The following is a 22,973-nucleotide window of genomic DNA, read 5'->3' on the forward strand; positions in this document are numbered from 1 at the left end:
CGGCGAACGAAGAATGAGCGCACCTGCCTGCCGGCAATCCGACCGGCAACGCTGGTCCGGGCAGCGCCCTCGGCAGCAGATTGCCCGCGGGCGCGGCCAGCATGGTCAACGACGACGGTTCAATTGGTCTCGTGCGCCAGTTCCCATTTCTCGGGCGAACGCCACAGCCGCGAGCGCAGCAGTTCGCGTTCGAAGATGAACTCCTTGGGCAGGCGGTCAAAGAACAGCTCGAACTGCTCTTCGTGGGCATGCGCCTCGGCCGAGCCTGCTTTGCGGCCGACCGACATCAGGTCATAGAAGGTATCGCTAGGATAGTCGAGACCGTCCCATGCAATGTCTTCGTGGCGCGGCATCCAGCCCATCGGGCTTTCGATGCCGAAGCCGCGGCCGTGCACACGATCGACAATCCATTTCAATACGCGCATGTTTTCACCGAAGCCCGGCCAAAGGAACTTGCCGTCGTCCCCCTTGCGGAACCAGTTGACGCGGAAGATGCGCGGCGGATTAGGTACTTGGCGACCGACGTTCAGCCAGTGACTGAAATAGTCCGCCATGTTGTAGCCGCAGAACGGCAGCATCGCCATGGGGTCTCGACGCATCGCCGCCTGGCCGATCGCCGCGGCTGTCGCTTCGGAACCCATGGTGGCGGCCAGATACACGCCGTGACTCCAGTTGAAGGCCTGGAACACCAGCGGCATGTCCTTGCTCATTCTGCCGCCGAAGACGAAAGCGCTGATCGGTACGCCGTCCGGATTTTCCCAATCCGCGTCGATGCTCGGGCACTGGCTCGCCGGCGCCGTGAAGCGCGCGTTGGGATGCGCTGCCACGCGGCCGCAGCCGGGAGTCCAATCCTCGCCCTTCCAGTCGATGGCGTGCGCCGGCGGCGGACCGTCCATGCCTTCCCACCAGACGTCGCCGTCGTCGGTCAGCGCAGCGTTGGTGACGATACAGTTCGTCTGTATGGTCAACATTGCGTTGGGGTTGGAACTCCTGTTGGTACCAGGAGCAACGCCGAAGAAACCGGCTTCGGGATTGATCGCCCGCAGCCTCCCGTCCGGTGCCTTCTTGATCCAGGCAATGTCGTCGCCCACCGTGGTGACCTTCCAGCCCTCGAAGCCCTTGGGCGGAACCAGCATCGCCAGATTGGTCTTGCCGCAGGCACTGGGGAAAGCGGCGGCGAGATAGGTCTTTTCACCCTGCGGCGATTCGAGACCCATGATCAGCATGTGTTCGGCGAGCCAGCCCTCATCGCGGGCCATTACGGAGGCGATGCGCAATGCCAGGCACTTCTTGCCCAGGAGTGCATTGCCGCCATAACCCGAGCCGTAGGACCAGATCTCGTAGGTTTCCGGGTAATGCACGATGTACTTGCGACTGATGTCCGCCTCGCACGGCCACGGGACGTCCTTTTGACCGGGCGCGAGCGGAGCGCCGACGGAGTGAACGCAGGGGATGAAAAAGCCGTCGCTGCCGAGTACGTCGAGCACGGCACGGCCCATCCGGGTCATGATTCCCATGTTTACCACGACATAGGGGCTATCGGTGATTTCAATGCCGATCTTGGCGATCGGCGAGCCCAGCGGACCCATGCTGAAAGGGATCACGTACATCGTTCGTCCGCGCATACAAGCGTCGAACAGGCCATTCAAGGTGGCGCGCATTTCTGCCGGCGGCGCCCAATTATTGGTTGGACCGGCATCCTCCTTGTTGATGGAGCAAATGAAGGTGCGGTCTTCAACCCTTCCGACGTCGGAAGGGTGCGAGCGTGCAAGGTAGGAATTCGCCCGCTTTTCGGGATTGAGGCGAATGAATGTTCCGCCTTCTACCATGAGGTTGCACAAACGATCGTATTCAGCCTTCGAGCCATCACACCAGACAACCTGCTCCGGCTTGCACAGCGCCTGCACCTCCTCGACCCAGGCGATCAGTTTCGGGTTGGTGGTCGGAACATTGGCGGATTTCGTTGCGTTGTTCATGTTTCTCCTTTGTCTCGGGTAGTGGTATCAGCTTGCAGGACGCGTCGAAAATACCTCACCGCCCGCTATCAGCAAACGGGGTATATCGACGGTATGGAAATACTGTTGGCAGAAAAATATTACTATGCTAGCCTACTTGAAGTCAACTTACCATAAGCAAGCTTACTAATCGTTTGGTGTCATCAATCAAGACTACTATCCGGAGCACCATAGCAAGTACAATCCGGCGGAGCGTTGCTGGCGAATCCTGGAAAAGTACTGCAACGGGGCCAAGCTGACCGATGGCCAAACGATGTTGGGGTGGGCCAAGAGCCTGACCCGGAAAGGCGTTCATCCCGTCGTCGAACTGAGCCACACGGTCTGTGCAAAAGGAGTCACCGTGGCCAAGGATGGCATGCAAGCTGTCGAGTCCGGACTGGAACGAAGCCGCTTCTAGCCAAGTGGGACATCTTGATCCGACCGGCCTGCACGTTATGAATATTCGTAGAAATCACCTTGATCTGAGGAAAACGCCTGCGCCGAACACAGCACCGTCGTACCGGCAGCCAAGGGCCATTCCTTAGATCGTCACTGAGGCCGCATCCATGATCATCGATGATTTCCAACGGGGCCCGGGCTTCCTCCTGACCGAATCCGCGCGACTGCTGCGCAAACTGATCGACCGACGATTGCAGCCACTGGGCTTGTCGCGTGCGCAATGGTCGATACTGGCGATCCTGTCGAATCAGGAGGGGCTTTCCCAGTCGCAAATATCGGCCAAGCTCGAGATCGAGAAATCCACCGCCGGCCGCCTGATCGATCAGGTCGAGAGAAGCGGCTGGATCGAGCGGCGTCGAATTCCTGGCGACCGGCGCGTATGGGGCATCTACTTGACCGACCAAGCACGGCAATTGCTCGTTCAGGTCGAGACTGTCATTCTCCGTAGCCGCACGGAAATGCTGCACAGCCTGTCACCGGAACAACAACAGTACTTGTCCGAGATCCTGCAAACCGTAAAGTCGAGTCTCTCAGCAGCCCTTGAACTTGATCGGTCGGAACTTCACACGCGGAAATCCGAAGACACAATCGGCTGAGTTCCTGCTGCGGGAGCCGAGAACCAGCTGTGCTTCGGTGGCTGCCGCTGCCCGCTGCTGGTCTCGAATGGGGTTCTTCGATCCGAGCAATTCGCTGATTTTTTCGAGAAACGTCCTGGCGGGGGCCAACCAGGGTTTGAGCTTCTTGGGCGCTGTTGCCAATGCCGGCGAGAAGATCGCCCGGGTCCGGCTGACCTCCGGCGCGAACACCATCACGTCCAACGGTATTCTGGGCAACCCGTCCGACGATGTCGTCGTGATGGACGACTTCCTTTATGCCGAACCGACTGCCGTTCCGGAGCCGTCGAGTCTGGCGCTGGCCGGTCTGGGCCTGCTTTGCGGCCTGGGGTGGATTCGGCGTCGCCGGCCGGAGGCCTGACTCAACAACTGCACCTTGCTTCAGCAAGCGAATAGGGGCGGCATGGCAAAGTGCTGTGAGGATTGGGCGGTTACCTGCCGTTGCGGCTGTCCCGGCGTCAAGCACACAGTGGCCGCCCCACGCTGCTTCACTTCACCCGCTCCAGGCGCGAGCGGCGCCTCACGACCCACCGATCCATCGACGACCGTGCCGTGCGCAGTAGCACCGGCCTCGTGTCTGAGCTATAGTCAATGCCCGCAGGATCTTCGAGCATCTTTCTTCCCCTCGGTTAGTTTGCCCTTCCAAGGGTACGAAATTTCGAAGGCCCTGCCACTCTCCCGCAGGACTTTCATCGGGCGTAGCACTCGGCCTTGGCCGAAATGATGATCAAGGCCGAAATTTCAGCGCGTGTGGTGCGATTCAAAGGGATACACGCTATAGTGAAACAGACCAAAGGTGCCGAACGATTTCATGCCGATTTGCCGGAGCGACAAGCTGCTGGCGCAGTTCACACGGCATGATTCCGGAACAAGAGTCCGGGTGCAGGAGGGTGAAGTGAGCACAAGATATGAGATGGATGTGGTGGCATGGGCCAATGAACAGACTCGGCTGATTTGTGCCGATTGCTTTGATCTGCTCGACCTGGAGCACATGGCGGAGGAGATTGAGGACGTGGGCAAGAGTGAACAGTGCGGGATGGCCAACCGTATGGCCATCCTCCTGGTCAAGTACCACCCGAATCGACGCGGTAGCAGTGATTATCAATAAACTGGTGTTCTGACGCCCGCTTTTGACCGGGAGAGACAATGCTCGACAACAAGACGATTCTCATCACCGGCGGTACCGGTTCGTTCGGCAAGCAGTTCGTGAAGACCATTCTGGCGCGCTATCAGCCGAAAAAGGTCATCATCTACTCACGCGACGAATTGAAGCAGTATGAAATGGCGCAGATTTTTAATGCGCCGCAGATGCGCTATTTCATTGGCGACGTGCGCGACCAGCCGCGTCTCAGGCAAGCCATGGATGGGGTCGATCATGTGATCCACGCAGCGGCCCTGAAGCACGTGCCGGTGGCCGAATACAATCCGATGGAATGCATCAAGACGAATATATATGGGGCCGAAAACGTGATTCAGGCCGCCATCGCCGCTGAAGTGGAACAGGTGATCGCCCTGTCGACGGACAAGGCGGCCAATCCGATCAACCTGTATGGTGCAACAAAACTGGCGTCCGATAAATTGTTCGTCGCAGCGAACAATATCGTGGGTGCACGCCGAACGCGGTTTGCGGTCGTTCGCTACGGCAATGTGGTTGGTTCGCGCGGCTCGGTCATTCCTTTTTTCCAGAAGTTGCTTGCGCAGGGCGCCACCGAATTGCCGATCACGGATGAGCGCATGACCCGCTTCTGGATCACCTTGCAAAATGGGGTTGACTTCGTCATCAGGAATTTTGAGCGCATGCATGGAGGCGAGATCTTCATTCCCAAGATTCCGTCGGCGACCATCCTCGACCTGGCCAAGGCCATTGCCCCGCACCTGCCACTGAAGATCATAGGCATTCGTCCCGGCGAAAAGCTGCATGAAACCATGTGCCCAGGCGATGATTCTCATCTGACTCTTGAATTTCATGACCATTTCGTGATCAAGCCAGCGATTTCGTTCACCCTGCAAGTCGATTACCACAAGAATCGGCTGGGCGAGATCGGCATCCCGGTAGTCGGTGGCTTTGAATACAGTTCCGGCACCAATCCCGAGTTCCTTGATGTTGCTGCCATTCGCATGCTGATCGCACAGGGACGCGAGAATTGATTCCCTACGGTCGCCAATCGATTTCTGAAGAGGATATCGCTGCCGTCGTGGCAGTGCTACGTTCGGACTGGATCACGCAGGGACCCTGTATCGACGCTTTCGAATGCGCACTGGCAGGGTATTGCGGCGTGGCCCACGGGGTGGCGGTGGCCAATGCGACGGCAGCGCTGCACATCGCCTGCCTGGCGCTCGGTGTCGGCCCTGGGGACTGGGTCTGGACCTCTCCGAACACCTTCCTGGCTTCGGCCAATTGCGCCCTGTATTGTGGTGCCCGGGTCGACTTTGTGGACATCGACCCGCTGACCTACAACATCAGCGTGGCGGCGCTGCAAGAAAAACTGCGACAGGCAAGTCTCGATGGTGTGCTGCCGGCGGTGCTCATCCCGGTTCACTTCGCAGGCCAATCCTGCGACATGAAGGCGATCGGAGCGCTGGCAAGGCAATACGGATGCCGGGTGATCGAGGATGCATCGCATGCGGTTGGCGCCGACTACCAGGCCGGCAAGGTCGGCAATTGCGCCTTCAGCGACATGACGGTGTTCAGTTTTCATCCAGTCAAGATATTGACCACTGCTGAAGGCGGCATGGTGATGACCAACAGCGCGGCATTGAGCCAGGCATTGCAGCGTCTGCGGTCGCACGGAATGACACGCGCCCCGGCCGATTTGCAGAACAAGAATGAAGGCGCCTGGTATTACGAACAGATCGAACTGGGCTACAACTACCGAATCACCGATCTTCAGGCGGCACTAGGCCTCAGCCAGCTGGCAAGTCTGGACAGGTTCGTGGCACGCCGGCGCGAACTGGCCGCGCGCTACGACCGGCTGTTGGCCAACTTGCCGCTGGTATTGCCGCGGCAGGCCGGATACGGCCGTTCGGCCTACCATCTATACCCGGTCTGGGTAGCGTCCGAGCGGCGTCGTGTCGTGTTCGACGCGCTACGCGCCCAAGGCATCGGTGCCAATGTGCATTACCTGCCCGTCTATCTACAGCCCTATTACCAAATGCTCGGCTTTCGCGTCGGGAAGTGCCCACAAGCCGAGCATTTTTACCGTGGCGCCATCAGTCTGCCCCTGTTCTATTCGATGACAGACGATGAGCAGGACCAGGTGGTGGCTGCGCTGTCGAGTGCCCTGGCATGAAGCTGGCAATCATTCCTGCCCGTGGTGGCAGCAAACGCATTCCGCGCAAGAACGTCAAACTGTTCTGCGGCAAGCCGATGATCGCCTGGTCGATTGATGCGGCACACGCCTCCGGTCTTTTCGATCACATCGTCGTTTCGACCGACGATATTGAAATCTCCGAAGTGGCGAAGGCGTATGGGGCGGAAGTGCCGTTCATGCGACCGGCAGCCCTCTCCGACGATCACACCGGAACATCACCTGTAGTTGCGCATGCAATCGAATGGTATCGAGCACAGGGCGGCATGCCTGACCCGGTTTGCTGCATCTACGCGACCGCACCATTCGTCAGCACGGCGGATCTGCAGCGGGGCCTGCAATTGCTGACTGACAGCGGTTCTGATTTTGCTTTCTCGGTCACCCGTTATACATTCCCGATTCAGCGTGCAATCAAGCTGACTGAAGAAGGGAGGGTTCAGATGTTTCAACCCGCACATTTCAACACCCGTTCGCAAGACCTGGAAGAGGCTTTCCATGATGCAGGGCAGTTCTACTGGGGGCGTGCTGCGGCGTGGATAGCCGACAAACCGGTCTTTTCAACGATTGCAATGCCGGTGATTCTGCCCCGTCACCGCGTACAGGACATTGACACGCCGGAAGACTGGGAGCGTGCAGAGTGGATGTTCAAGGCATTGCAGACAGGATGACCCGGATGACCGGGCAAGAAATTTCTTTTCGGGTTGATGCCTCCCTGCAAATCGGCACAGGCCACGTCATGCGTTGTCTGACACTGGCCGATGCCCTACGATCCGCGGGTGCCAAGTGCCGTTTCATCTGTCGTGAGCACCCAGGCCATCTTCTTGGCCTGATCCGGCAACGTGGGCATGCAGCGATTGCCTTGCCTGGCACGGCTGCGAACGCTTCCCTTGCTTCTCATGGGCACCAGTTTCAACTGGCGCATGCGGCCTGGCTTGGCGCCGAATGGGCGACCGACGCAGGGCAAACCCAGGCGGTATGGCATGGTTTGGTCACGGACTGGCTCATCGTGGACCATTATGCTCTCGATGCGCGCTGGGAATCTGCGCTCAAGGCGCAATACCGAAAGCTGATGGTCATTGACGACCTTGCCGACCGCGAACATATTGCTGATCTCTTGCTTGATCAGAATCTGGTCGATGGAATGGAAAACCGCTACCAGGGCAAAGTGCCCGGCCATTGTATCTGCCTGGTCGGCCCGCAATACGCACTGCTGAGACCAGAGTTCAGCATGCTTCGGCCTGCCAGTCTTGCCCGGCGTAAAACGCCTGCTTTGAAGCGATTGTTGATTTTCATGGGAGGCAGCGACCCGGACAATGAAACCGGCAAGGTTCTCGATGGGGTGATGCTGTCCAGGAAACCTTGGGAGCATATCGACGTGGTCGTCGGGGAAAGCCATTCTGCCCTGCAAACCCTGAAGGACACCCTGGTGAACTTCCCGTCCGCCACGCTGCACATCCAGACACCCGATATGGCGAAATTGATGGCGGCTGCGGATCTGGCCGTCACTGCAGGCGGGAGTGTGACCTGGGAAAAATGTATCCTCGGACTGCCCAGTCTCGTCGTCATCCTTGGAGAGAACCAGCGCTCGGTTGCCACGATGATGCATCGGCAGGGGGCTCAACGAACACTGGGTGTGGCCTCTGAACTGACCCCAGCTTGCTATGCGAAATATCTGGACGAGGTCGTAAGCGCTGCATTGCCGGCAATGATCGACTGTGCCAGCAGAGTGTGCGATGGTTCAGGTGTTGAAAAGGTATTAAGAATTCTCGAGGATGAGAACTGCGTATGAATGACAGCCTCTTGGCCATCGCCGGGCGGAGGATCGGCCCCAATGAACCCCCTTATTGCATCGCCGAAGTCGGCATCAATCATAATGGCGATCTTGGAATCGCCAAACGGATGATAGAAATTGCCAAAGAGGTGGGTGCCGATGCCGTCAAGTTCCAGACCTTCAAAGCGGAAGAATTCTGCGGTGATCCTGAACAGATGTTTACCTATCAATCGCAAGGGCAAACCGTCACCGAATCCATGCTGGAAATGTTCAGGCGCTACGAATTCGCCCCGCAGCAATGGCGTGCAATCAAGGCGCACTGCGATGCTGTAGGCATTACCTTTTTCTCGACTCCACAGAACCGTTCCGACCTCGATCTGCTGCTGGCGATCGGTGTGCTGGCGATCAAGGTGGGCTCCGACGACTTTACGAACCTGCCGTTACTCCGAAGTTACGCGGCAGCCAATCTGCCGCTGATTCTTTCCTGCGGCATGAGTGATCTGGCCGAAGTGCACCAGGCTCTGGAAACGGTCGGATGGTTTACCGGCAAGCCTCTGGCCTTATTGCTGTGCACTTCCCAGTACCCTACGCCTGCGCAGGACGTTAATATCCGCAAGCTGACGACCCTGCAGCAGGCTTTCCCAGGCCTGCTGGTCGGTTTTTCCGATCATACACAGGGTCCCTTGGCTGCAGGACTGGCCGTCGCTCTGGGTGCACGGGTCTTCGAGAAGCACTTCACTCTGGACCATGATCTGCCGGGGCCGGATCACTGGTTTGCCGAAGACACCGAGGGGCTGCGCGAATGGATACGAATCATCAAGTGCGCGCATGAAATATTGGGTAGTCCATTTCTCATGCCAACAAAAGCAGAAAGAGGGATGCGCTTGCAGGCGAGGCGCAGCATCGTAGCATTACGAAATATAGAAATAGGTGAAGAATTGAACGCCGAGAATATTGGTTTGCGGCGACCCGGTGCCGGGTTGTCTCCAGAGCTGATTGATCAGGTGATGGGTCTGCGAGTGGCGCGCCAGATTAAAAAGGGGTGCTATCTCCGGTTGACTGATATTTCAAATCAAGGATGAAAATGGTCACCAGGGTTTTTTTTAATCATTCCGACTATGCGCTGACAGCACTAGACGATCAGGATAAGGATCTGATTTTGAGATGGCGTAATTCGGAATCGATTCGCCATTACATGTACGACACCAGGATAATCACTCCGGAAATGCACGACGAGTGGTTCCGCAGAGAGTTGAAGAATGAAAAGTCGCGGCATTTCATGTTCAAGGAAAAAGGCAGGTCTGTTGGTTTTGTGTCCTTTACGGATATCAATGCTCGCGATCGTCGTTGTACCTGGGCATATAATTTGTCAGACGAAAGGGATAGTCTTCAGAAGGGGCTTGGCGCCGTGATGGAGTACTTTGCCATCGAACATGTATTTGAAAAAATGCCCATCGAGAAGCTTTGCTGCGAGGTTCTGGATTTCAATACTGCAGTGGTTCGCCTTCATCAGCGCTTTGGATTCATCAAGGAGGGATTTCTTCAAAAGCATATATACAGGGATGATGGGGTTTTCGGCGTGGTGGTGATGGCGCTTTTTCGAGAGGACTGGATGAAGATAAAAGGCGATTTGAACAAGACCTTGTTCAGCGCCAGCTAGCCGATTGGTGATTATCTCTGCTCATCAGCCAGCCTATCTCCCATGGCTGGGATATTTTGATAAAATTGCACGCGCTGATGTCTATGTTTTTCTCGATACCGTGCAGTTCGAAAAAAACAGCTTCATCAACCGCAACAAGATTAAAACGGCACAAGGCCCACAATGGCTGACCATTCCGGTCAGGGTCAAAGGGCATATTCAGGCATCACTTCGTGAAACCTTGACCGACGAGATGCAACCCTGGCGCAGCAAGCATTTGAAGTCGCTGGAAATGAATTACCGAAAAGCGCCAAGATTCAGGGAGTGCTTTCCAATAATCGAACAGTTGCTGGCAACGCCGGAATCCAATCTTGCCGAGTTGTGCTGGCAGCAACTTCGATTCTGGGTGGCGGAATTCGAAATACACACAAGGATTGTGCGTGCATCGGAATTGCCGATAACCAGCAGAAAATCGCAATTGATCCTGGATCTGTGCCAGCACTTCGGGGCAGAAAAATATTTGTCCGGTGCTTTGGGGAAAAACTATCTGGACGAGGATCGTTTCGCAGCCTCCGGAATATCGATCGATTATCAGGACTTTCAGCATCCAGTTTATCCGCAATTATGGGGAGATTTCGAACCCTATATGTGCATCGTCGATTACTGGATGAACTGCGGTTCGGACATACATAAGATTTTGACTGGGAAATGGCATGAGTCTGAGTTCTGAATGGGAGCAGCGTTACGCAGAAGGCACTCATCTGTCGGTATGGCCGTGGTCCGATGTGGTCAGCCTGGTACATCGGCACCTTAAACCGATCCTTGTGGCGGGCGGTGGGAGTGTTCTTGAACTTGGCTCAGGTGCAGGTGCGAATATACCATTATTTATTTCTCTGGGTATGGACTATTATGGCATAGAGGGTAGCCCAACAATAGTGAAAAAACTACATCAACGCTATCCTGATCTCATCACAAATATCATTGAAGCGGATTTTACAATTCAGCAGCCGTTCGAGCAAAGATTTGATCTGGTTCTCGACCGAGCTTCGTTGACCCACAACAACACAGTGTCGATAAGAAGTGCATTGCAGATCGTTTCGGATGCGCTCAAGCCTGATGGCATATTTATCGGCTCTGATTGGTTTTCCATGAATCATAGTGATTTTTTGTCTGGGAAAGCTGTTGATGATGATTTTACAAGAACAAGTTACAGCAAGGGTCAATTCACTGGGGTAGGAAAAGTCCACTTTTCCGATGCAGCCCATCTTCGAGATCTGTTTTCGAGTTTCGAGATTTTGTTCATGGAAGAGAAACTGATGCGACGATATGAGCCACAGGACAACCATCAGTTCGCCTCCTGGAACATCGTCGCCAGGAAGCCGCATGATTAATGTGAAAGTCGCGTCAGCGACTCACGAATCTCCCCTCCCCACTTGTGGGGGAGGGGTCGGGGGAGAGGGCGTTAGAAGTGTTCTGGTCGTTGCCGCCCACCCGGATGACGAAGTATTGGGTTGCGGGGGTACCATTGCCAGGCATCTTGCCCAGGGTGACCATGTCCATGTGCTGATCCTGGCAGAAGGTGCCACCAGTCGTTCGGAGCAGCGTGATCGCACCGCAGCCGGAGAACAATTGCTGGTTCTCTCTGCAGCCGCCAGGGAGGCGCATGCTCGACTCGGATCAACCTCCCTGGCAATGCTCGATTTTCCGGATAACCGGATGGATAGCGTGCATTTGCTCGATGTGGTCAAGGCCGTGGAATCCCATTTCAGGAAGGCCGATCCGGACATCATTTATACCCATTTCCCTGGCGATCTGAACATCGATCACCGGATTACCAGCGAAGCCGTGCAGACCGCCTGCCGCCCGCAACCAGGAAACCGGCTGTGTCAGGTCCTGTTTTTCGAGGTGCCTTCGAGTACCGAGTGGCGCATGTCAGGAAACAACGGTTTTGTGCCGAACTATTTCTGTGATATTTCTTCGATGCTTGATCGCAAGCTGGCCGCGCTTGATAGCTATGCCCTGGAAATGAGGGGTTGGCCACATGCGCGTTCAGTCACTGCCTGCGAGCATCTGGCGAGATGGCGAGGTGCAAGTATCGGCGTGGAGGCAGCCGAGGCCTTCGTGGTGGGTCGGATGCTAGATGCCCTGTTCATGGCGCGGCATCTATAAGTAGGCTCGCAATGGCCGAGCATTCTGGAACAAGCTGATGTAATTCCTGAACTGTTCAGTGCGAAAGTAAAATAAACTGCTAGGGTCCGAGGTAAACCACTTCAATCGGAGCAGAGTATTCTCGACGCTTTCCTGAGGAACGAGCCTGGCATTACCAAGGGTCATTTCCGAAGGAGCCAGGGACTCTACAATAGGGTTGAGAATGGGAATGGAATCATTCAGAAAATGCAGTGCACCGGTTGTCGGCATATCATACATCAGGCATAAATCACAACCGTTTGTATGTTGCTCCATGGTCTCATTGGCATTTTTCATTAACTCGGCGGCAGAAATTCCAATATCTCTTTCCAACAAGCTGATAATTGAGTAACTCGGTTTGCAACGTATTTTTAGTGCGATGCCATTATCATTGCACCAGGCAACGATCTGCCGTATTCCGTGCATGTAGGGTTGGTAGCGTGTGAAATAGACTCCATTGAGAGACAGCGAATTGAGCAACAGCGAAATCGTTTTTATTTCGCTAACGATGGTCGAACCGCTGAAGGTTTCCGGATAAGCGATCTTGAAGTTCAGTACGCTTTTGCGATTGGCATCGAAAATTTCCTGCCCATGTATTGGATGACTGAGTACCGTGATATTTCTGTATTTGAACTCGATGTCATTGACGCACTTGGAGTGGGGTAGGAAAATTACGGGTAGTGAGTGCTTCTGCGCAAAAGAAATGATCGGGCCATGAAATCCGGCATCGTGATCGGATAATATTATTCTTGATGGTTTCGATTTTTCGAAATACCGGGAAAGCTGGTAATAGGTGACTAGCTGGGCGCAGTAAATGTTTGTGAGATGTCGGATCTGGCGCTGGCGGTAATTGGGAATGACCAGATATGGCGCGAATATCTGATCGAGTTTTTCCATTAATGCAATGGAGAAATCGTGAATCCTATTGCGAATTTCTTCCGGTAAACCGGAGAGGGTGTTCCCGGCTTCCACCAGTGCCAGCGTCCTGATTGCCGGTAATGGGATATTGAAATTCGTTGCTTCGATATTTATCAGCGTTTTTCCGGTCGAGATCATTTCCTGGAAAAAATATTTGATATCATACCAGCAGGTCGGCAAATGAATCAGTAGCTGTTCAAGTTCTTCATTAGGATTTTCCTCTGATAATTCGGGGATCAGATGGGTATCCTCATCCTTGCTGCCGTAGGTAAATCCTGAAAACTCGATGTCACTGCATTTCAGGTACCACAGGAGCAAGATCGATGGGATGTATGAATTGAAGTAATACGAGCCAGGGGTATCGCAGATGAAGAGATGTACTTTCGTGCCGGCCAGCTTGTTTCCCAGATTTTCCCATAGGGCTGTGTACCACTTGAGAGCAATAAGAATATAATAAAGATTCAGATGCTGCCATCCAGCTATTGATACCTCGGGGACGATCTCCCTGACTTCGAGATCAAGTGCACTCTCCAGGTCGAAAGCGGCAGAGTGAGCGCTGCCATCCAGTTCGTGATAGAGCGGGCAATTGTCGAAAGGAATGAAATTTATATTCTCCAGTCCGCTCGAAGAAATTTGGTCAACCAGTATCGGGTCGAATGTGTAAACAGTATACGAAGGCAGGTTTCTGGCGATTTGTATGGCTGGGGAAATATCGGCAGCACTGATGATTATGATCAAATTTTCCATCGCAAGAGTTTTCTATTCGCGCAACTTGTCACGTAATTGCGAGTAGGCTTCCTTGTAATCGTGGAAGCCCTGTTCCTTCATCGCGATCTTCAGCGCATCGCTCAGCACGGCTTCGGTCCTGAACTGATTCAGACGGCTATTCGACCAGGCACAATCAAAGGTGTTGTAAGCGCGTACACGCCACTGGGGATGGACCGTCAGCATGACTGAAGCAATACGTTCCATGAGGAAGACTTTTCTCTGCACGGAGCCCGGATAGGCTGTTTCGACAGTCAGCAACTGTTTCAGCACGCTGTCCTCACCCTCGCAAATGGAAAATAGCTGCTCGTTGAGATTCAGCCAGGCGCGCCAGAATGCAGGGCGCGCGGCAAAAAAATTGCTGAAGATGATCTGCCGTGAATCCATGACCAGCGGCGCCAGACCGATGGGCATGCCAACTGCCGCAAAAAAGGTTTCGCTGGCTGCGATAAAACCTGGTGAAAACAGTTCCTCCTGTTCGAATACATTGAGGAAAAAAGCTCCCATGTCAGGTTGCGGGCTGAATGAAACCACATCGGTCTCTGCGCCGGCGGCTTGCACGAAGGTTTTTACCTGGGCATGGCTCAGCCCGGTCTTTTCCTGAAAGCGTGGTGAGAAGAAACCATAAAACGCATTCTCGTCGAGATCTTCATCGATCAGGAATCTGCGAATCGGCCAATACTCACGCCAATCATTGCGAGGGCTATTGACATTGTCCAGGATCAGGTATCCCGGAGGGACTTCAGCCAGGGTCTTTTCAGAGTAGGCAATATGATAGAGATGGACCGGAGGCAATGCAGGACTCATCACTTGCATCGGGTCAGTAGTATTCCCGGTTTGCATCAGCTGTCTGCTAGCGCCTTGACCACATACTGAAATGGAGTTGCATCTTGCAGGGCCATCTCGGGATCGTTACCGGATGCACGCGCCATCTGCCGGATCGCTGCCGCCATTTCATCGCTAGGTTGATCGAGGAGACGGGCAATCATGTTGATCACCTGGAATCCGTGCGAATTGAACAGATCGATAATGGTCAGACGGGTAAGCCAGCGAATATGGGTGCGATCGAACAGGCCTGAATCCTGATAGATGAACAGGCCGGCGTTGAGGCGGGACTGGACGCCCCAGTATTGCGCATTCGGGATGCAGGCAATCACTTCGGTGTTGCCACGTGCATTGGCCTTGATACGTTCCAGCAGTTGCCACGGATCGTAGAGATGCTCCAAAGCATCAGCAAACACCCAGCACTCGGCATCACCCAGCTGGCGGAATGTTTCGGCAGATAGATATTCGACGTTACCATGGATCACCTCGGTGCAATGTTGCCTGGACGCTTCGGCGTAGTCCGCATCGATTTCTATGCCCACATAGCGGCAGCCTGGATTGATGTCACGATAGGCACGCGCCAAAGCACCGCTGCTGGAGCCCACCTCCACCACTTCGGTATAGTCGCTACGCATGAAGTTGAGAACATCCGGATTATGAATCTGATTGATCGGGGTTTGTCTCATTGCTTGTGCCGGGTGCACGGTGATCCTTTCAAGGGGGCTGAATTTGCTTCACATTGGCGATGAAGTTGCCGGTGGATGCATGGTCAATTCCAACAACCGGCTTTCCAGATTGCGTACGAACAAGGGGGTATCGAACAGCACTCCCTGAGTGCGCTCCCTGATCAGGTGTGCCCGCATCCGTTGGCATTCAGTTCGACGATGACCCAGGGCAACCGCCTTTTCTTCATAGTCATTGAGCTGGTAGGTGATGAGTTCTCCCAGATTGGCGGCGGTCAGCAGGGCACCGGCCATCCGGGACGCAAAGGTACGTCCACTCCGGGTCAGGACGGGCAAGCCCATCCATAGGGCGTCGTTGGCGGTCGTGCCGGCATTGAATGGGAAGGTGTCAAGGAACAGGTCCGCAATCTGGTAGCGAGCCAGATAGTTTTCCGGGGCAACCCGCTCGGTGAAGATCAGACGGGAGGGTTCGATGCCCTGATTGATGGCTTCCTGACGCAGGTTTTCTTCGGCCCAGGGATTGTCGGCCAGTAACCACAAAACGCTGCCGGACACGCGGCGCAGGATGTTCATCCAGATGCTGAACATTTCGGGGGTGAACTTGAAGTTGTTGTTGAATGAGCAGTACACAAAGCAGTCTTCCGGCAGCCCGCAGCTCGCCCGGCTAGGGGAGGGACCCAGCGCCCGCTTGCGGTCGCTGACCTGGTAGATGTCAGGCATATAGAGGGGTTTTTCGGAATAGTAGCGGGCTTCCTCTTCGGGGATGAGGAAGCGGTCGGCAATGACGTAGTCGATGAACGGGAGGCCGGTGGTGGCCGGCAGGCCGAGATAGGTGATCTGGATTGGCGCCGGCCGGTAGGCCAGCATGTTCATTCGGGCACCGGCAGTCTGGCCCTGCAGGTCCACCAGAATATCGATCTCGTGTTCCCGAATCAGGCAAGCCGCTTCCTCGTCGCCGAGTTGATCGATACGTTGGAAGTGATCCATGGCGGCAATCACCCGCCTGCGCACTTCCGAGCCATCCTCCGGGCTCCAGCAATACGCGTAGACCTCGAATTTCTCTCGGTCATGAGATTCGAACATCTCCACCATCAGCATCGCGACCGGATGCAGGCAGAAATCCGAGGAGCAATAGCCGATGCGGATTTTCCGGTGTCCGTAGCCGCCAGGCTTGGCGAGGGATGGCAGATCCTTGAGTACCTTCTTGTCCGCGTAGCGTCGCGAGGCGGCCAGTTGTACCGCAGGATCATCGGTCATCGCAAGCATGGCCAGGGCGGAGGTGGAATTCTCCATCAGTTCCGGGCTGACCTTGCCGGTGCGTCGATAAACTGGCCAACAGCATTGTTTCATGCGCAGAAATACCCAGTGGTGGAGTACATCCGCCTGGGTGGGATCGATCGACAGACTCCTGTCGAGATAGTCCGTGGCATCCCGATATTCTTTTTTGATCTCCAGCACCCGGCCAAGATTGTTCAGGGCAAGCAGCAGGAAGGCCTGGTATTCATCCGTGTCGGCGGGAACATTGCGCTCAACCCACAGCCACTCTTCGACCGCCTGGTCCAGCAGGCCCCGGCGCTCAAGGACCAGCCCAAGGTTGAGTCGAGGCTGAATGAAGCCAGGAGACAGGGCGATCGCCTGCCGGTAAGCCTCTTCAGAAGCCGCCAGATCCCCGAGATTCGACAACGTCGCGCCGAGGTTGAAGTACGCCGCATGGGCGTGGGTTGAAGGGGTTCTCTTGAGCCAGGTCTGGTAGAGGATCGCTGCCAGAGGAGCGCGCTGCTCTTGCTCCAGTTTGCTGCACTGGTCGATGAGTTGCAGCAGTTCGAGTTGCCCGTTCCATGCCTGCATCAGCAGAGAAACAAATACATCGTCGCGCACTACCACTCCCCTCAAGGCCGCCGTCCCGAATCCACTGTCACAACGAGCCTGGATTATATCCTGAAAACTGGCCTCGGCGATCTTTGCAGGATAATCATAACTGATTGTAATAATTGAACAAAATCATCCGTTCAAGCGGTACGTTTGCTGTAGATCAGGCGACAGACGGATTCTGCACGCGCAGCTTGCGATCAATCGAAAGACTGTCCAGGATGGCATGGGACATCTTCAGCCAAACGGTCATGACCGTTTCCCCTCTCCCTCGAGCCCTCTCCCGCGAGGGGAGAGCAACTGTGTTCCCAGTCAAGCTTTTTTAGGCGCATTTTGCATGCTCTGGATTCCACGGAATACCCGATTTGACTATGGCGTTCATGATCGTCAGCATCTTGTGCATGCAAGCGACCAGCGCGACTTTTTTGAGTTTTCCGTTAGCAAGCAAACGTTCATAAAAGGTCTTGATGACGGGGTTGTAACGTATGGCACTTAAGGCCGCCATGTATAAAGCGGTACGGACCGTCGCTCGACCACCCCAGGTGATGCGCTTACCCTTGTGGCGACCACTGTCCGCGTTTAATGGAGCGACTCCGACCAACTTGCCAATCTGCGCATGGGTGAGTTGGCCCAACTCAGGCAATGCCCCCATCAGACTCGCTTGCGTACACGGTCCGACCCCTTTGAAGCCTTTGAACAAAGCGAGCTTCTCGGCAAAATGCTCTTTCAGCATGCCAGCCATGCTTTTATCAACCGCCACGATCTGTCGATCCAGTATTTTGAGGACTGCCTTGATGCTCTTGTGTTGCGAACCATGGCTCAGGGCCAATCGGTTTCCTTCCGCCACGCGCATGCCAATGAGCTGGTTGTGGCGTACAAGCAAGGCTTCCAACGCCTCCTGGTTGGCATCGGGCAGTTTCATCAACAGCCGTTCCCGCTGCGCCGATTGGTGCAGTGTCCGCGCAAAGTGCGACAGGACTCGCGCATCAATGGCGTCCGTCTTGGAAAGGTATCCCATGGATTTGGCAAAGTCTCGCGCCTGCCTCGGATTGACCACCATCACCGGCAGCCCGGCCGCACAGAGTGCCGCCGCCACCTGGCGCTCGAAGCCTCCCGTGGCCTCCAATACGATCGCCCCAATCTCCTCAGAACGTGGAACGAGCTCTTTGACCAACGCCGCTATATCAGCGTCAGCATTGGCAATGCATTGGGTTTTTGATTGGTCGTCTAAAGCGATCTCCAGCGTGTCTTTGGAAACGTCAATACCCACAAACGTTGATTCAGAAGCGTTCATCTATAGCCATCCTTGCAAATACGTGGTCACGGCTTTCCGGCACGTGCCAACCAGCAACTGTTCGGTATTCAGACAAACGGCTGACAATGCACGCCAAGTGCTCTCCCACGGGCTTGATGTCCCAGAGGGGCGTCGGGCTGTGCGTCGCCTTCCGAACTCGTTTCCACCACACCTCCGTGGCACTCTACGACCTAAACCTTGGGGCTCTGCCCCAAACCCCGCACTCGCCGTGAGGCAGCGGCCGGGGATGATCAACCCCTCCCCAGCCCCTGCCTCAAGTGTACTTGGCTTACAGGATGTCAAGAGGCTTTCGCGGCATAAACGCAAGAGAAAAATACCTCTCTCGCATTTATTCCACGGTCCTCTTGACACCCTTCCAGCCATGACTTCATCTCCTCTCTTGAACGAACGAAAAACCACAAAACGAAGCATACAAGGGGAGATTCGAGAGTCGCTCGCGACTTTCATAGTAAAAGGAAGCGGGGCCGAGGAGGCCCCGCTGCATGGCTGAACCGCTGCTTAATTACCTGTCGCGAGCATGCCCTTGGTGATCGCATCCAGGCTTGGCGGATTGGTCAGCGAGTTGGTCGCCACCGTCTGTGAAGCCTGGGAGGCACCGAACGGATTGCCGTTCGGGTCGTATTGCTGCAACAAGGCCGCAATGCTTGCCTGCGGGGCGAGTTGAGGCAGGAGGCTGGTACCCAGGGCGTTCGGGTCGGGCGCTGCCTGTTCTGTGTTGAATGAGGAGATGGCCTGCAGCAGGTTGCCCACATTCGCTCTGAGATCCACCGCCGCTGCCGCAATGGTGGGCGGCGCTGCCTGGCTTGCGGCGTTGCCGTCGGTCGCGAACCAGACGTCGGCCATCCCGTGATTTGCCCCATCAACGGTCTGGTAACTGGAAATCAGTCCGACGATATTGCCCGCATCCATCACCGCAGTTCTCGTCGCTTGCAGATCGAGTTTGACTATTTCCAGCGACTCGAGGGAGCGCAGTTCACCCGCCTGGCTGATCCCGTCCGAATTGCCGTCCACCCAAACCGCTAGCTCCGACCAATGAGCGTCTGCCGAACTGATGACGCCGTCGGCATTGCTGTCCATTTCATTCAGGGCGACATAGCCGTCTGCAGCCTTTTCGCCGTTGGCCAGCGTGACCGAAGATCCAAACAATTCACCGCCGTCGTTGATGGTTCCGTCGCCATTGCGGTCCATGACCAGGAGGCCGTCACCACTGGCAACCCAGCCGGTATGAATCTTGTTGCCGGTCGCCAACAGGTCGAACTGAACGCCCGAAGAAATGCTCTGCGACAGTTTGCCATCTTCGTTGAGGTCAAGAATCAGCGGCGTGGAAGCGGAGTTGACCTGTGCCGTGGTCAGGGCGGCGGTTTGCGTGGTCGTCAGGAACATCCCCTTGAGGGCATAGGTCTGAGCCGTGCTCATGGCAGCGAGCTGGCTGAGGGTCAGGACGGGAACCTGAGCGGCGGTGAGTGCGGCGAGCTGGGTGGTACCGAGTGCTGCGACATCAGCGGCTTCCATGGCCTTCACCTGGGCAGTGGTGAGGCCGCTGGCGATCTGGGTGACCGTCAGTGCGGCAACCTGCGCTGTGGTCAGCGCGACGATCTGGCTGGTTCGCAGAGCTGCGATATCGGCGGCTTCCATCGCTCTCACTTGGGCCGTGGTGAGACCGCTGGCGATCTGGGTGGCGGTGAGCGCGCCGACCTGGGTCGTGGTCAGCGCCACCACCTGGGCGGTGCCAAGGTTGGCGATCTGACTGTTGGCGAGGGCAGCGATCTGGCTGGTCCTCAGTGCCGCGACATCAGTCGCCTCGATCGCTTGCAGCTGGGTGGTGGTGAGGCCGTTGACGAGCTGATTGGTGGTCAGTGCGGCGACCTGCGCCGTGGTCAGAGCGACCACCTGGGCGGTGTCGAGACTGGCCACCTGGGATGTGGTGAGTGCGGCGACCTGCGACGTGCCGATCCCTGCGATCTGGCTGGTGCGCAGGACGATGGCGATCTGACTGCTGGAGAGCGCGGCTACCTGGCTGGTCTTGAATGCTGAGACATCGGTGGCATCCATGGTGCTTAGCTGGTTGGTGGTGAGGCCGTTGGCAATCTGATTGACGGTGAGTGCGCCGATCTGTGAGGAAGTCAGGGCTGCGAACTGGGAGGTGCCGAGGTTGGCGATCTGACTGGTGGCAAGGGCGGCGATCTGGCTGCTCTTGAGTGCCGCGACATCAGTCGCCTCGATGGCTTGCAGTTGGGTGCTGCTGAGGCCGTTGACGAGCTGATTAGTGGTCAGTGCGCGGACCTGCGCCGTGGTCAGCGCGACGATCTGGGCGGTGCCGAGACCGGCGACCTGGGCAGTGGTCAGGGCAGCGACCTGCGACGTGCTGATTCCCGCGATCTGGCTGCTGCCAAGGACGATGGCGATCTGGCTGCTGCTGAGCGCGACCAGCTGGCTGGTCTTGAGTGCCGCGACATCGCGGGTTTCCAGGGCCGTCAGCTGGTTGGTGGTGAGGCCATTGATGAGCTGATTGGTGGTGAGCGCGGCGACCTGCGACGAGGTCAGCGCGACGATCTGGCTGGTGCCGAGGTTGGCGATCTGAGTGGTGGTGAGGGCGGCGACCTGACTGCTCTTGAGTGCCGCGACATCGGCGGTTTCCATCGCCGCTAGCTGAGCGGTGGTGAGGCCATTGACCAGCTGATTGGTGGTGAATGCGGGGATCTGCGCCGAGGTCAGCGCGGCGATCTGGGCGGTGCCGAGACCGGCGATCTGGGCGGTGGTGAGGGCGGCGACCTGGGCCGTTCTGATCGCAGCGATCTGGCTGCTGCCAAAGACGATGGCGATCTGGCTGCTGGTGAGCGCGGCCACCTGGACAGTCTTGAGTGCTGCCACATCACGGGTTTCCAGGACCGTCAGCTGGTTGGTGGTGAGGCCGTTGATGAGCTGATTGGTGGTGAGCGCGGCGACCTGCGACGAGGTCAGCGCGACGATCTGGCTGGTGCCGAGGTTGGCGATCTGAGTGGTGGTGAGGGCGGCGACCTGGCTGCTCTTGAGTGCCGCGACATCGGCGGTTTCCATCGCCGCCAGTTGGGCGGTGGTGAGGCCATTGACGAGCTGATTGGTGGTGAATGCGGGGATCTGCGCCGAGGTCAGCGCGGCGATCTGGGCGGTGCCGAGACCAGCGATCTGGGCGGTGGTGAGGGCGGCGACCTGGGCCGTCCTGATCGCAGCGATCTGGCTGCTGCCAAAGACGATGGCGATCTGGCTGCTGGTGAGCGCGGCCACCTGGACGGTCTTGAGTGCTGCCACATCACGGGTTTCCAGGACCGTCAGCTGGTTGGTGGTGAGGCCGTTGATGAGCTGATTGGTGGTGAGGGCGGCGACCTGCGACGAGGTCAGTGCGACGATCTGGCTGGTGCCGAGGTTGGCGATCTGAGTGGTGGTGAGGGCGGCGACCTGGCTGCTCTTGAGTGCCGCGACATCGGCGGTTTCCATCGCCGCCAGTTGGGCGGTGGTGAGGCCATTGACGAGCTGATTGGTGGTGAATGCGGGGATCTGCGCCGAGGTCAGCGCGGCGATCTGGGCGGTGCCGAGACCAGCGATCTGGGCGGTGGTGAGGGCGGCGACCTGGGCCGTCCTGATCGCAGCGATCTGGCTGCTGCCAAAGACGATGGCGATCTGGCTGCTGCTGAGCGCGGCCACCTGGACAGTCTTGAGTGCTGCCACATCACGGGTTTCCAGGACCGTCAGCTGGTTGGTGGTGAGGCCGTTGATGAGCTGATTGGTGGTGAGGGCGGCGACCTGCGACGAGGTCAGCGCGACGATCTGGCTGGTGCCGAGGTTGGCGATCTGAGTGGTGGTGAGGGCGGCGACCTGGCTGCTCTTGAGTGCCGCGACATCGGCGGTTTCCATCGCCGCCAGTTGGGCGGTGGTGAGGCCATTGACCAGCTGATTGGTGGTGAATGCGGGGATCTGCGCCGAGGTCAGCGCGGCGATCTGGGCGGTGCCGAGACCGGCGATCTGGGCGGTGGTGAGGGCGGCGACCTGGGCCGTTCTGATCGCAGCGATCTGGCTGCTGCCAAAGACGATGGCGATCTGGCTGCTGGTGAGCGCGGCCACCTGGACAGTCTTGAGTGCTGCCACATCACGGGTTTCCAGGACCGTCAGCTGGTTGGTGGTGAGGCCGTTGATGAGCTGATTGGTGGTGAGCGCGGCGACCTGCGACGAGGTCAGCGCGACGATCTGGCTGGTGCCGAGGTTGGCGATCTGAGTGGTGGTGAGGGCGGCGACCTGGCTGCTCTTGAGTGCCGCGACATCGGCGGTTTCCATCGCCGCCAGTTGGGCGGTGGTGAGGCCATTGACCAGCTGATCGGTGGTGAGTGCAGCGACTTGCGCGGTGGTCATCGCCACGATCTGGGCAGTGCTGAGGCCGGCGGCGATCTGGCTGGTGGAGAGCTCCCGAATTTCGCTGGTCGTGAGTGCGGCGATTTGCCCGGCATCCAGAGTACTGATCTGCGTGGTCGTAAGGGACGAAATGATTGACATCTATTCTTCCTCGGAGACTTTTCTTGCCCTGAAAAAAGCCTCGAAAGTAAATTAAATTAATGCGCAAGGGCGTTTTTTCGGATGCCGGTCGAGCACATCGAA

Annotated in this window: 20 protein-coding genes; 13 read left to right on the forward strand and 7 right to left on the reverse strand. The window is 56.7% G+C overall.

Translation table 11 applies throughout. The features are described from left to right. Positions 1-119 precede the first annotated feature (119 nt). Positions 120-1,976, reverse strand: a complete 1,857-nt coding sequence (locus tag V5B59_RS24825) for a phosphoenolpyruvate carboxykinase (GTP) (protein ID WP_169070595.1) — start codon at positions 1,974-1,976, stop codon at positions 120-122. A 247-nt stretch (positions 1,977-2,223) separates the two neighbouring features. On the opposite strand from V5B59_RS24825, the gene V5B59_RS24830 reads away from it, so the two are divergent. The 13 genes from V5B59_RS24830 to V5B59_RS24890 all read left to right on the forward strand — a co-directional run bounded on the left by V5B59_RS24830 (position 2,224) and on the right by V5B59_RS24890 (position 11,954). After that, positions 2,224-2,412, forward strand: a complete 189-nt coding sequence (locus tag V5B59_RS24830; protein ID WP_332352487.1) for a hypothetical protein — start codon at positions 2,224-2,226, stop codon at positions 2,410-2,412. A gap of 148 nt (positions 2,413-2,560) precedes the next feature. Further along, positions 2,561-3,049, forward strand: coding sequence for a MarR family winged helix-turn-helix transcriptional regulator (locus V5B59_RS24835; RefSeq protein WP_034909790.1), 489 nt, complete (start codon positions 2,561-2,563; stop codon positions 3,047-3,049). 67 nt (positions 3,050-3,116) lie between these two features. Continuing rightward, complete coding sequence (locus tag V5B59_RS24840) at positions 3,117-3,428, forward strand: PEP-CTERM sorting domain-containing protein (protein ID WP_169070594.1); 312 nt, start codon at positions 3,117-3,119, stop codon at positions 3,426-3,428. A gap of 435 nt (positions 3,429-3,863) precedes the next feature. Then, complete coding sequence (locus V5B59_RS26445) at positions 3,864-4,175, forward strand: DUF29 family protein (RefSeq protein WP_372703655.1); 312 nt, start codon at positions 3,864-3,866, stop codon at positions 4,173-4,175. Positions 4,176-4,213: 38 nt separating this feature from the next. Next, positions 4,214-5,215 carry a UDP-N-acetylglucosamine 4,6-dehydratase (inverting) gene (pseB, locus tag V5B59_RS24850; RefSeq protein ID WP_169070593.1) on the forward strand — a complete coding sequence of 334 codons (1,002 nt, stop codon included), beginning with the start codon at positions 4,214-4,216 and terminating at the stop codon, positions 5,213-5,215. Then, positions 5,212-6,357 (forward strand): UDP-4-amino-4,6-dideoxy-N-acetyl-beta-L-altrosamine transaminase, encoded by a 1,146-nt coding sequence (gene pseC, locus V5B59_RS24855; RefSeq protein ID WP_169070592.1) that lies wholly within the window; start codon positions 5,212-5,214, stop codon positions 6,355-6,357. The genes pseB and pseC overlap by 4 nt, the downstream gene beginning before the upstream one ends. Continuing rightward, a complete protein-coding gene (pseF, locus tag V5B59_RS24860; protein ID WP_034909310.1) occupies positions 6,354-7,043 on the forward strand; it encodes a pseudaminic acid cytidylyltransferase in 690 nt (229 codons plus the stop codon). The genes pseC and pseF overlap by 4 nt, the downstream gene beginning before the upstream one ends. A gap of 5 nt (positions 7,044-7,048) precedes the next feature. Beyond that, positions 7,049-8,164 (forward strand): UDP-2,4-diacetamido-2,4,6-trideoxy-beta-L-altropyranose hydrolase, encoded by a 1,116-nt coding sequence (pseG, locus tag V5B59_RS24865; protein ID WP_034909308.1) that lies wholly within the window; start codon positions 7,049-7,051, stop codon positions 8,162-8,164. Beyond that, positions 8,161-9,228: an N-acetylneuraminate synthase family protein gene (locus V5B59_RS24870; protein WP_169070591.1), complete on the forward strand. Its 1,068-nt coding sequence runs from the start codon at positions 8,161-8,163 to the stop codon at positions 9,226-9,228. Before pseG ends, V5B59_RS24870 begins: the two co-directional genes overlap by 4 nt. Continuing rightward, complete coding sequence (gene pseH / locus V5B59_RS24875; protein ID WP_332352461.1) at positions 9,225-9,806, forward strand: UDP-4-amino-4,6-dideoxy-N-acetyl-beta-L-altrosamine N-acetyltransferase; 582 nt, start codon at positions 9,225-9,227, stop codon at positions 9,804-9,806. The genes V5B59_RS24870 and pseH overlap by 4 nt, the downstream gene beginning before the upstream one ends. Before the next feature lie 7 nt (positions 9,807-9,813). Next, positions 9,814-10,515, forward strand: coding sequence for a WbqC family protein (locus tag V5B59_RS24880; protein WP_332352462.1), 702 nt, complete (start codon positions 9,814-9,816; stop codon positions 10,513-10,515). Next, a complete protein-coding gene (locus tag V5B59_RS24885; RefSeq protein ID WP_169070587.1) occupies positions 10,499-11,176 on the forward strand; it encodes a class I SAM-dependent methyltransferase in 678 nt (225 codons plus the stop codon). Before V5B59_RS24880 ends, V5B59_RS24885 begins: the two co-directional genes overlap by 17 nt. Then, positions 11,169-11,954, forward strand: coding sequence for a PIG-L deacetylase family protein (locus tag V5B59_RS24890; RefSeq protein WP_332352463.1), 786 nt, complete (start codon positions 11,169-11,171; stop codon positions 11,952-11,954). Before V5B59_RS24885 ends, V5B59_RS24890 begins: the two co-directional genes overlap by 8 nt. Here V5B59_RS24890 and V5B59_RS24895 read toward each other — a convergent pair. The 6 genes from V5B59_RS24895 to V5B59_RS24920 form a co-directional block, all read right to left on the reverse strand. Beyond that, entirely contained in the window at positions 11,949-13,637 is a 1,689-nt protein-coding gene (locus V5B59_RS24895) for a hypothetical protein (RefSeq protein ID WP_332352464.1), read from the reverse strand. The genes V5B59_RS24890 and V5B59_RS24895 overlap by 6 nt on opposite strands. A 12-nt stretch (positions 13,638-13,649) precedes the next feature. Continuing rightward, on the reverse strand, positions 13,650-14,498 hold the full coding sequence (locus V5B59_RS24900; protein ID WP_332352465.1) for a hypothetical protein: 849 nt from the start codon (positions 14,496-14,498) through the stop codon (positions 13,650-13,652). Continuing rightward, complete coding sequence (locus V5B59_RS24905; RefSeq protein ID WP_169070584.1) at positions 14,498-15,166, reverse strand: class I SAM-dependent methyltransferase; 669 nt, start codon at positions 15,164-15,166, stop codon at positions 14,498-14,500. The genes V5B59_RS24900 and V5B59_RS24905 overlap by 1 nt, the downstream gene beginning before the upstream one ends. Before the next feature lie 48 nt (positions 15,167-15,214). Continuing rightward, complete coding sequence (locus tag V5B59_RS24910; protein WP_308240126.1) at positions 15,215-17,041, reverse strand: tetratricopeptide repeat protein; 1,827 nt, start codon at positions 17,039-17,041, stop codon at positions 15,215-15,217. Between the two features lie 313 nt (positions 17,042-17,354). Then, positions 17,355-18,326 carry a transposase gene (locus V5B59_RS24915; protein WP_332351565.1) on the reverse strand — a complete coding sequence of 324 codons (972 nt, stop codon included), beginning with the start codon at positions 18,324-18,326 and terminating at the stop codon, positions 17,355-17,357. Positions 18,327-18,845: 519 nt separating this feature from the next. Next, on the reverse strand, positions 18,846-22,871 hold the full coding sequence (locus V5B59_RS24920; RefSeq protein WP_332352466.1) for a beta strand repeat-containing protein: 4,026 nt from the start codon (positions 22,869-22,871) through the stop codon (positions 18,846-18,848). Between the last annotated feature and the right edge of the window lie 102 nt (positions 22,872-22,973).

The organism is Candidatus Accumulibacter contiguus, from assembly GCF_036625285.1.
Taxonomy (GTDB): domain Bacteria; phylum Pseudomonadota; class Gammaproteobacteria; order Burkholderiales; family Rhodocyclaceae; genus Accumulibacter; species Accumulibacter contiguus.

Bases quoted from the DNA above. Each gene is read 5' to 3' on its own strand.
- V5B59_RS24825 (WP_169070595.1), bottom strand. From the start codon at position 1,976: ATGAACAACGCAACGAAATCCGCCAATGTTCCGACCACCAACCCGAAA.
- V5B59_RS24835 (WP_034909790.1), top strand. From the start codon at position 2,561: ATGATCATCGATGATTTCCAACGGGGCCCGGGCTTCCTCCTGACCGAA.
- V5B59_RS24840 (WP_169070594.1), top strand. From the start codon at position 3,117: ATGGGGTTCTTCGATCCGAGCAATTCGCTGATTTTTTCGAGAAACGTC.
- pseB (WP_169070593.1), top strand. From the start codon at position 4,214: ATGCTCGACAACAAGACGATTCTCATCACCGGCGGTACCGGTTCGTTC.
- pseF (WP_034909310.1), top strand. From the start codon at position 6,354: ATGAAGCTGGCAATCATTCCTGCCCGTGGTGGCAGCAAACGCATTCCG.
- pseG (WP_034909308.1), top strand. From the start codon at position 7,049: ATGACCGGGCAAGAAATTTCTTTTCGGGTTGATGCCTCCCTGCAAATC.
- V5B59_RS24870 (WP_169070591.1), top strand. From the start codon at position 8,161: ATGAATGACAGCCTCTTGGCCATCGCCGGGCGGAGGATCGGCCCCAAT.
- pseH (WP_332352461.1), top strand. From the start codon at position 9,225: ATGAAAATGGTCACCAGGGTTTTTTTTAATCATTCCGACTATGCGCTG.
- V5B59_RS24885 (WP_169070587.1), top strand. From the start codon at position 10,499: ATGAGTCTGAGTTCTGAATGGGAGCAGCGTTACGCAGAAGGCACTCAT.
- V5B59_RS24890 (WP_332352463.1), top strand. From the start codon at position 11,169: ATGATTAATGTGAAAGTCGCGTCAGCGACTCACGAATCTCCCCTCCCC.
- V5B59_RS24895 (WP_332352464.1), bottom strand. From the start codon at position 13,637: ATGGAAAATTTGATCATAATCATCAGTGCTGCCGATATTTCCCCAGCC.
- V5B59_RS24900 (WP_332352465.1), bottom strand. From the start codon at position 14,498: ATGCAAACCGGGAATACTACTGACCCGATGCAAGTGATGAGTCCTGCA.
- V5B59_RS24905 (WP_169070584.1), bottom strand. From the start codon at position 15,166: ATGAGACAAACCCCGATCAATCAGATTCATAATCCGGATGTTCTCAAC.
- V5B59_RS24915 (WP_332351565.1), bottom strand. From the start codon at position 18,326: ATGAACGCTTCTGAATCAACGTTTGTGGGTATTGACGTTTCCAAAGAC.
- V5B59_RS24920 (WP_332352466.1), bottom strand. From the start codon at position 22,871: ATGTCAATCATTTCGTCCCTTACGACCACGCAGATCAGTACTCTGGAT.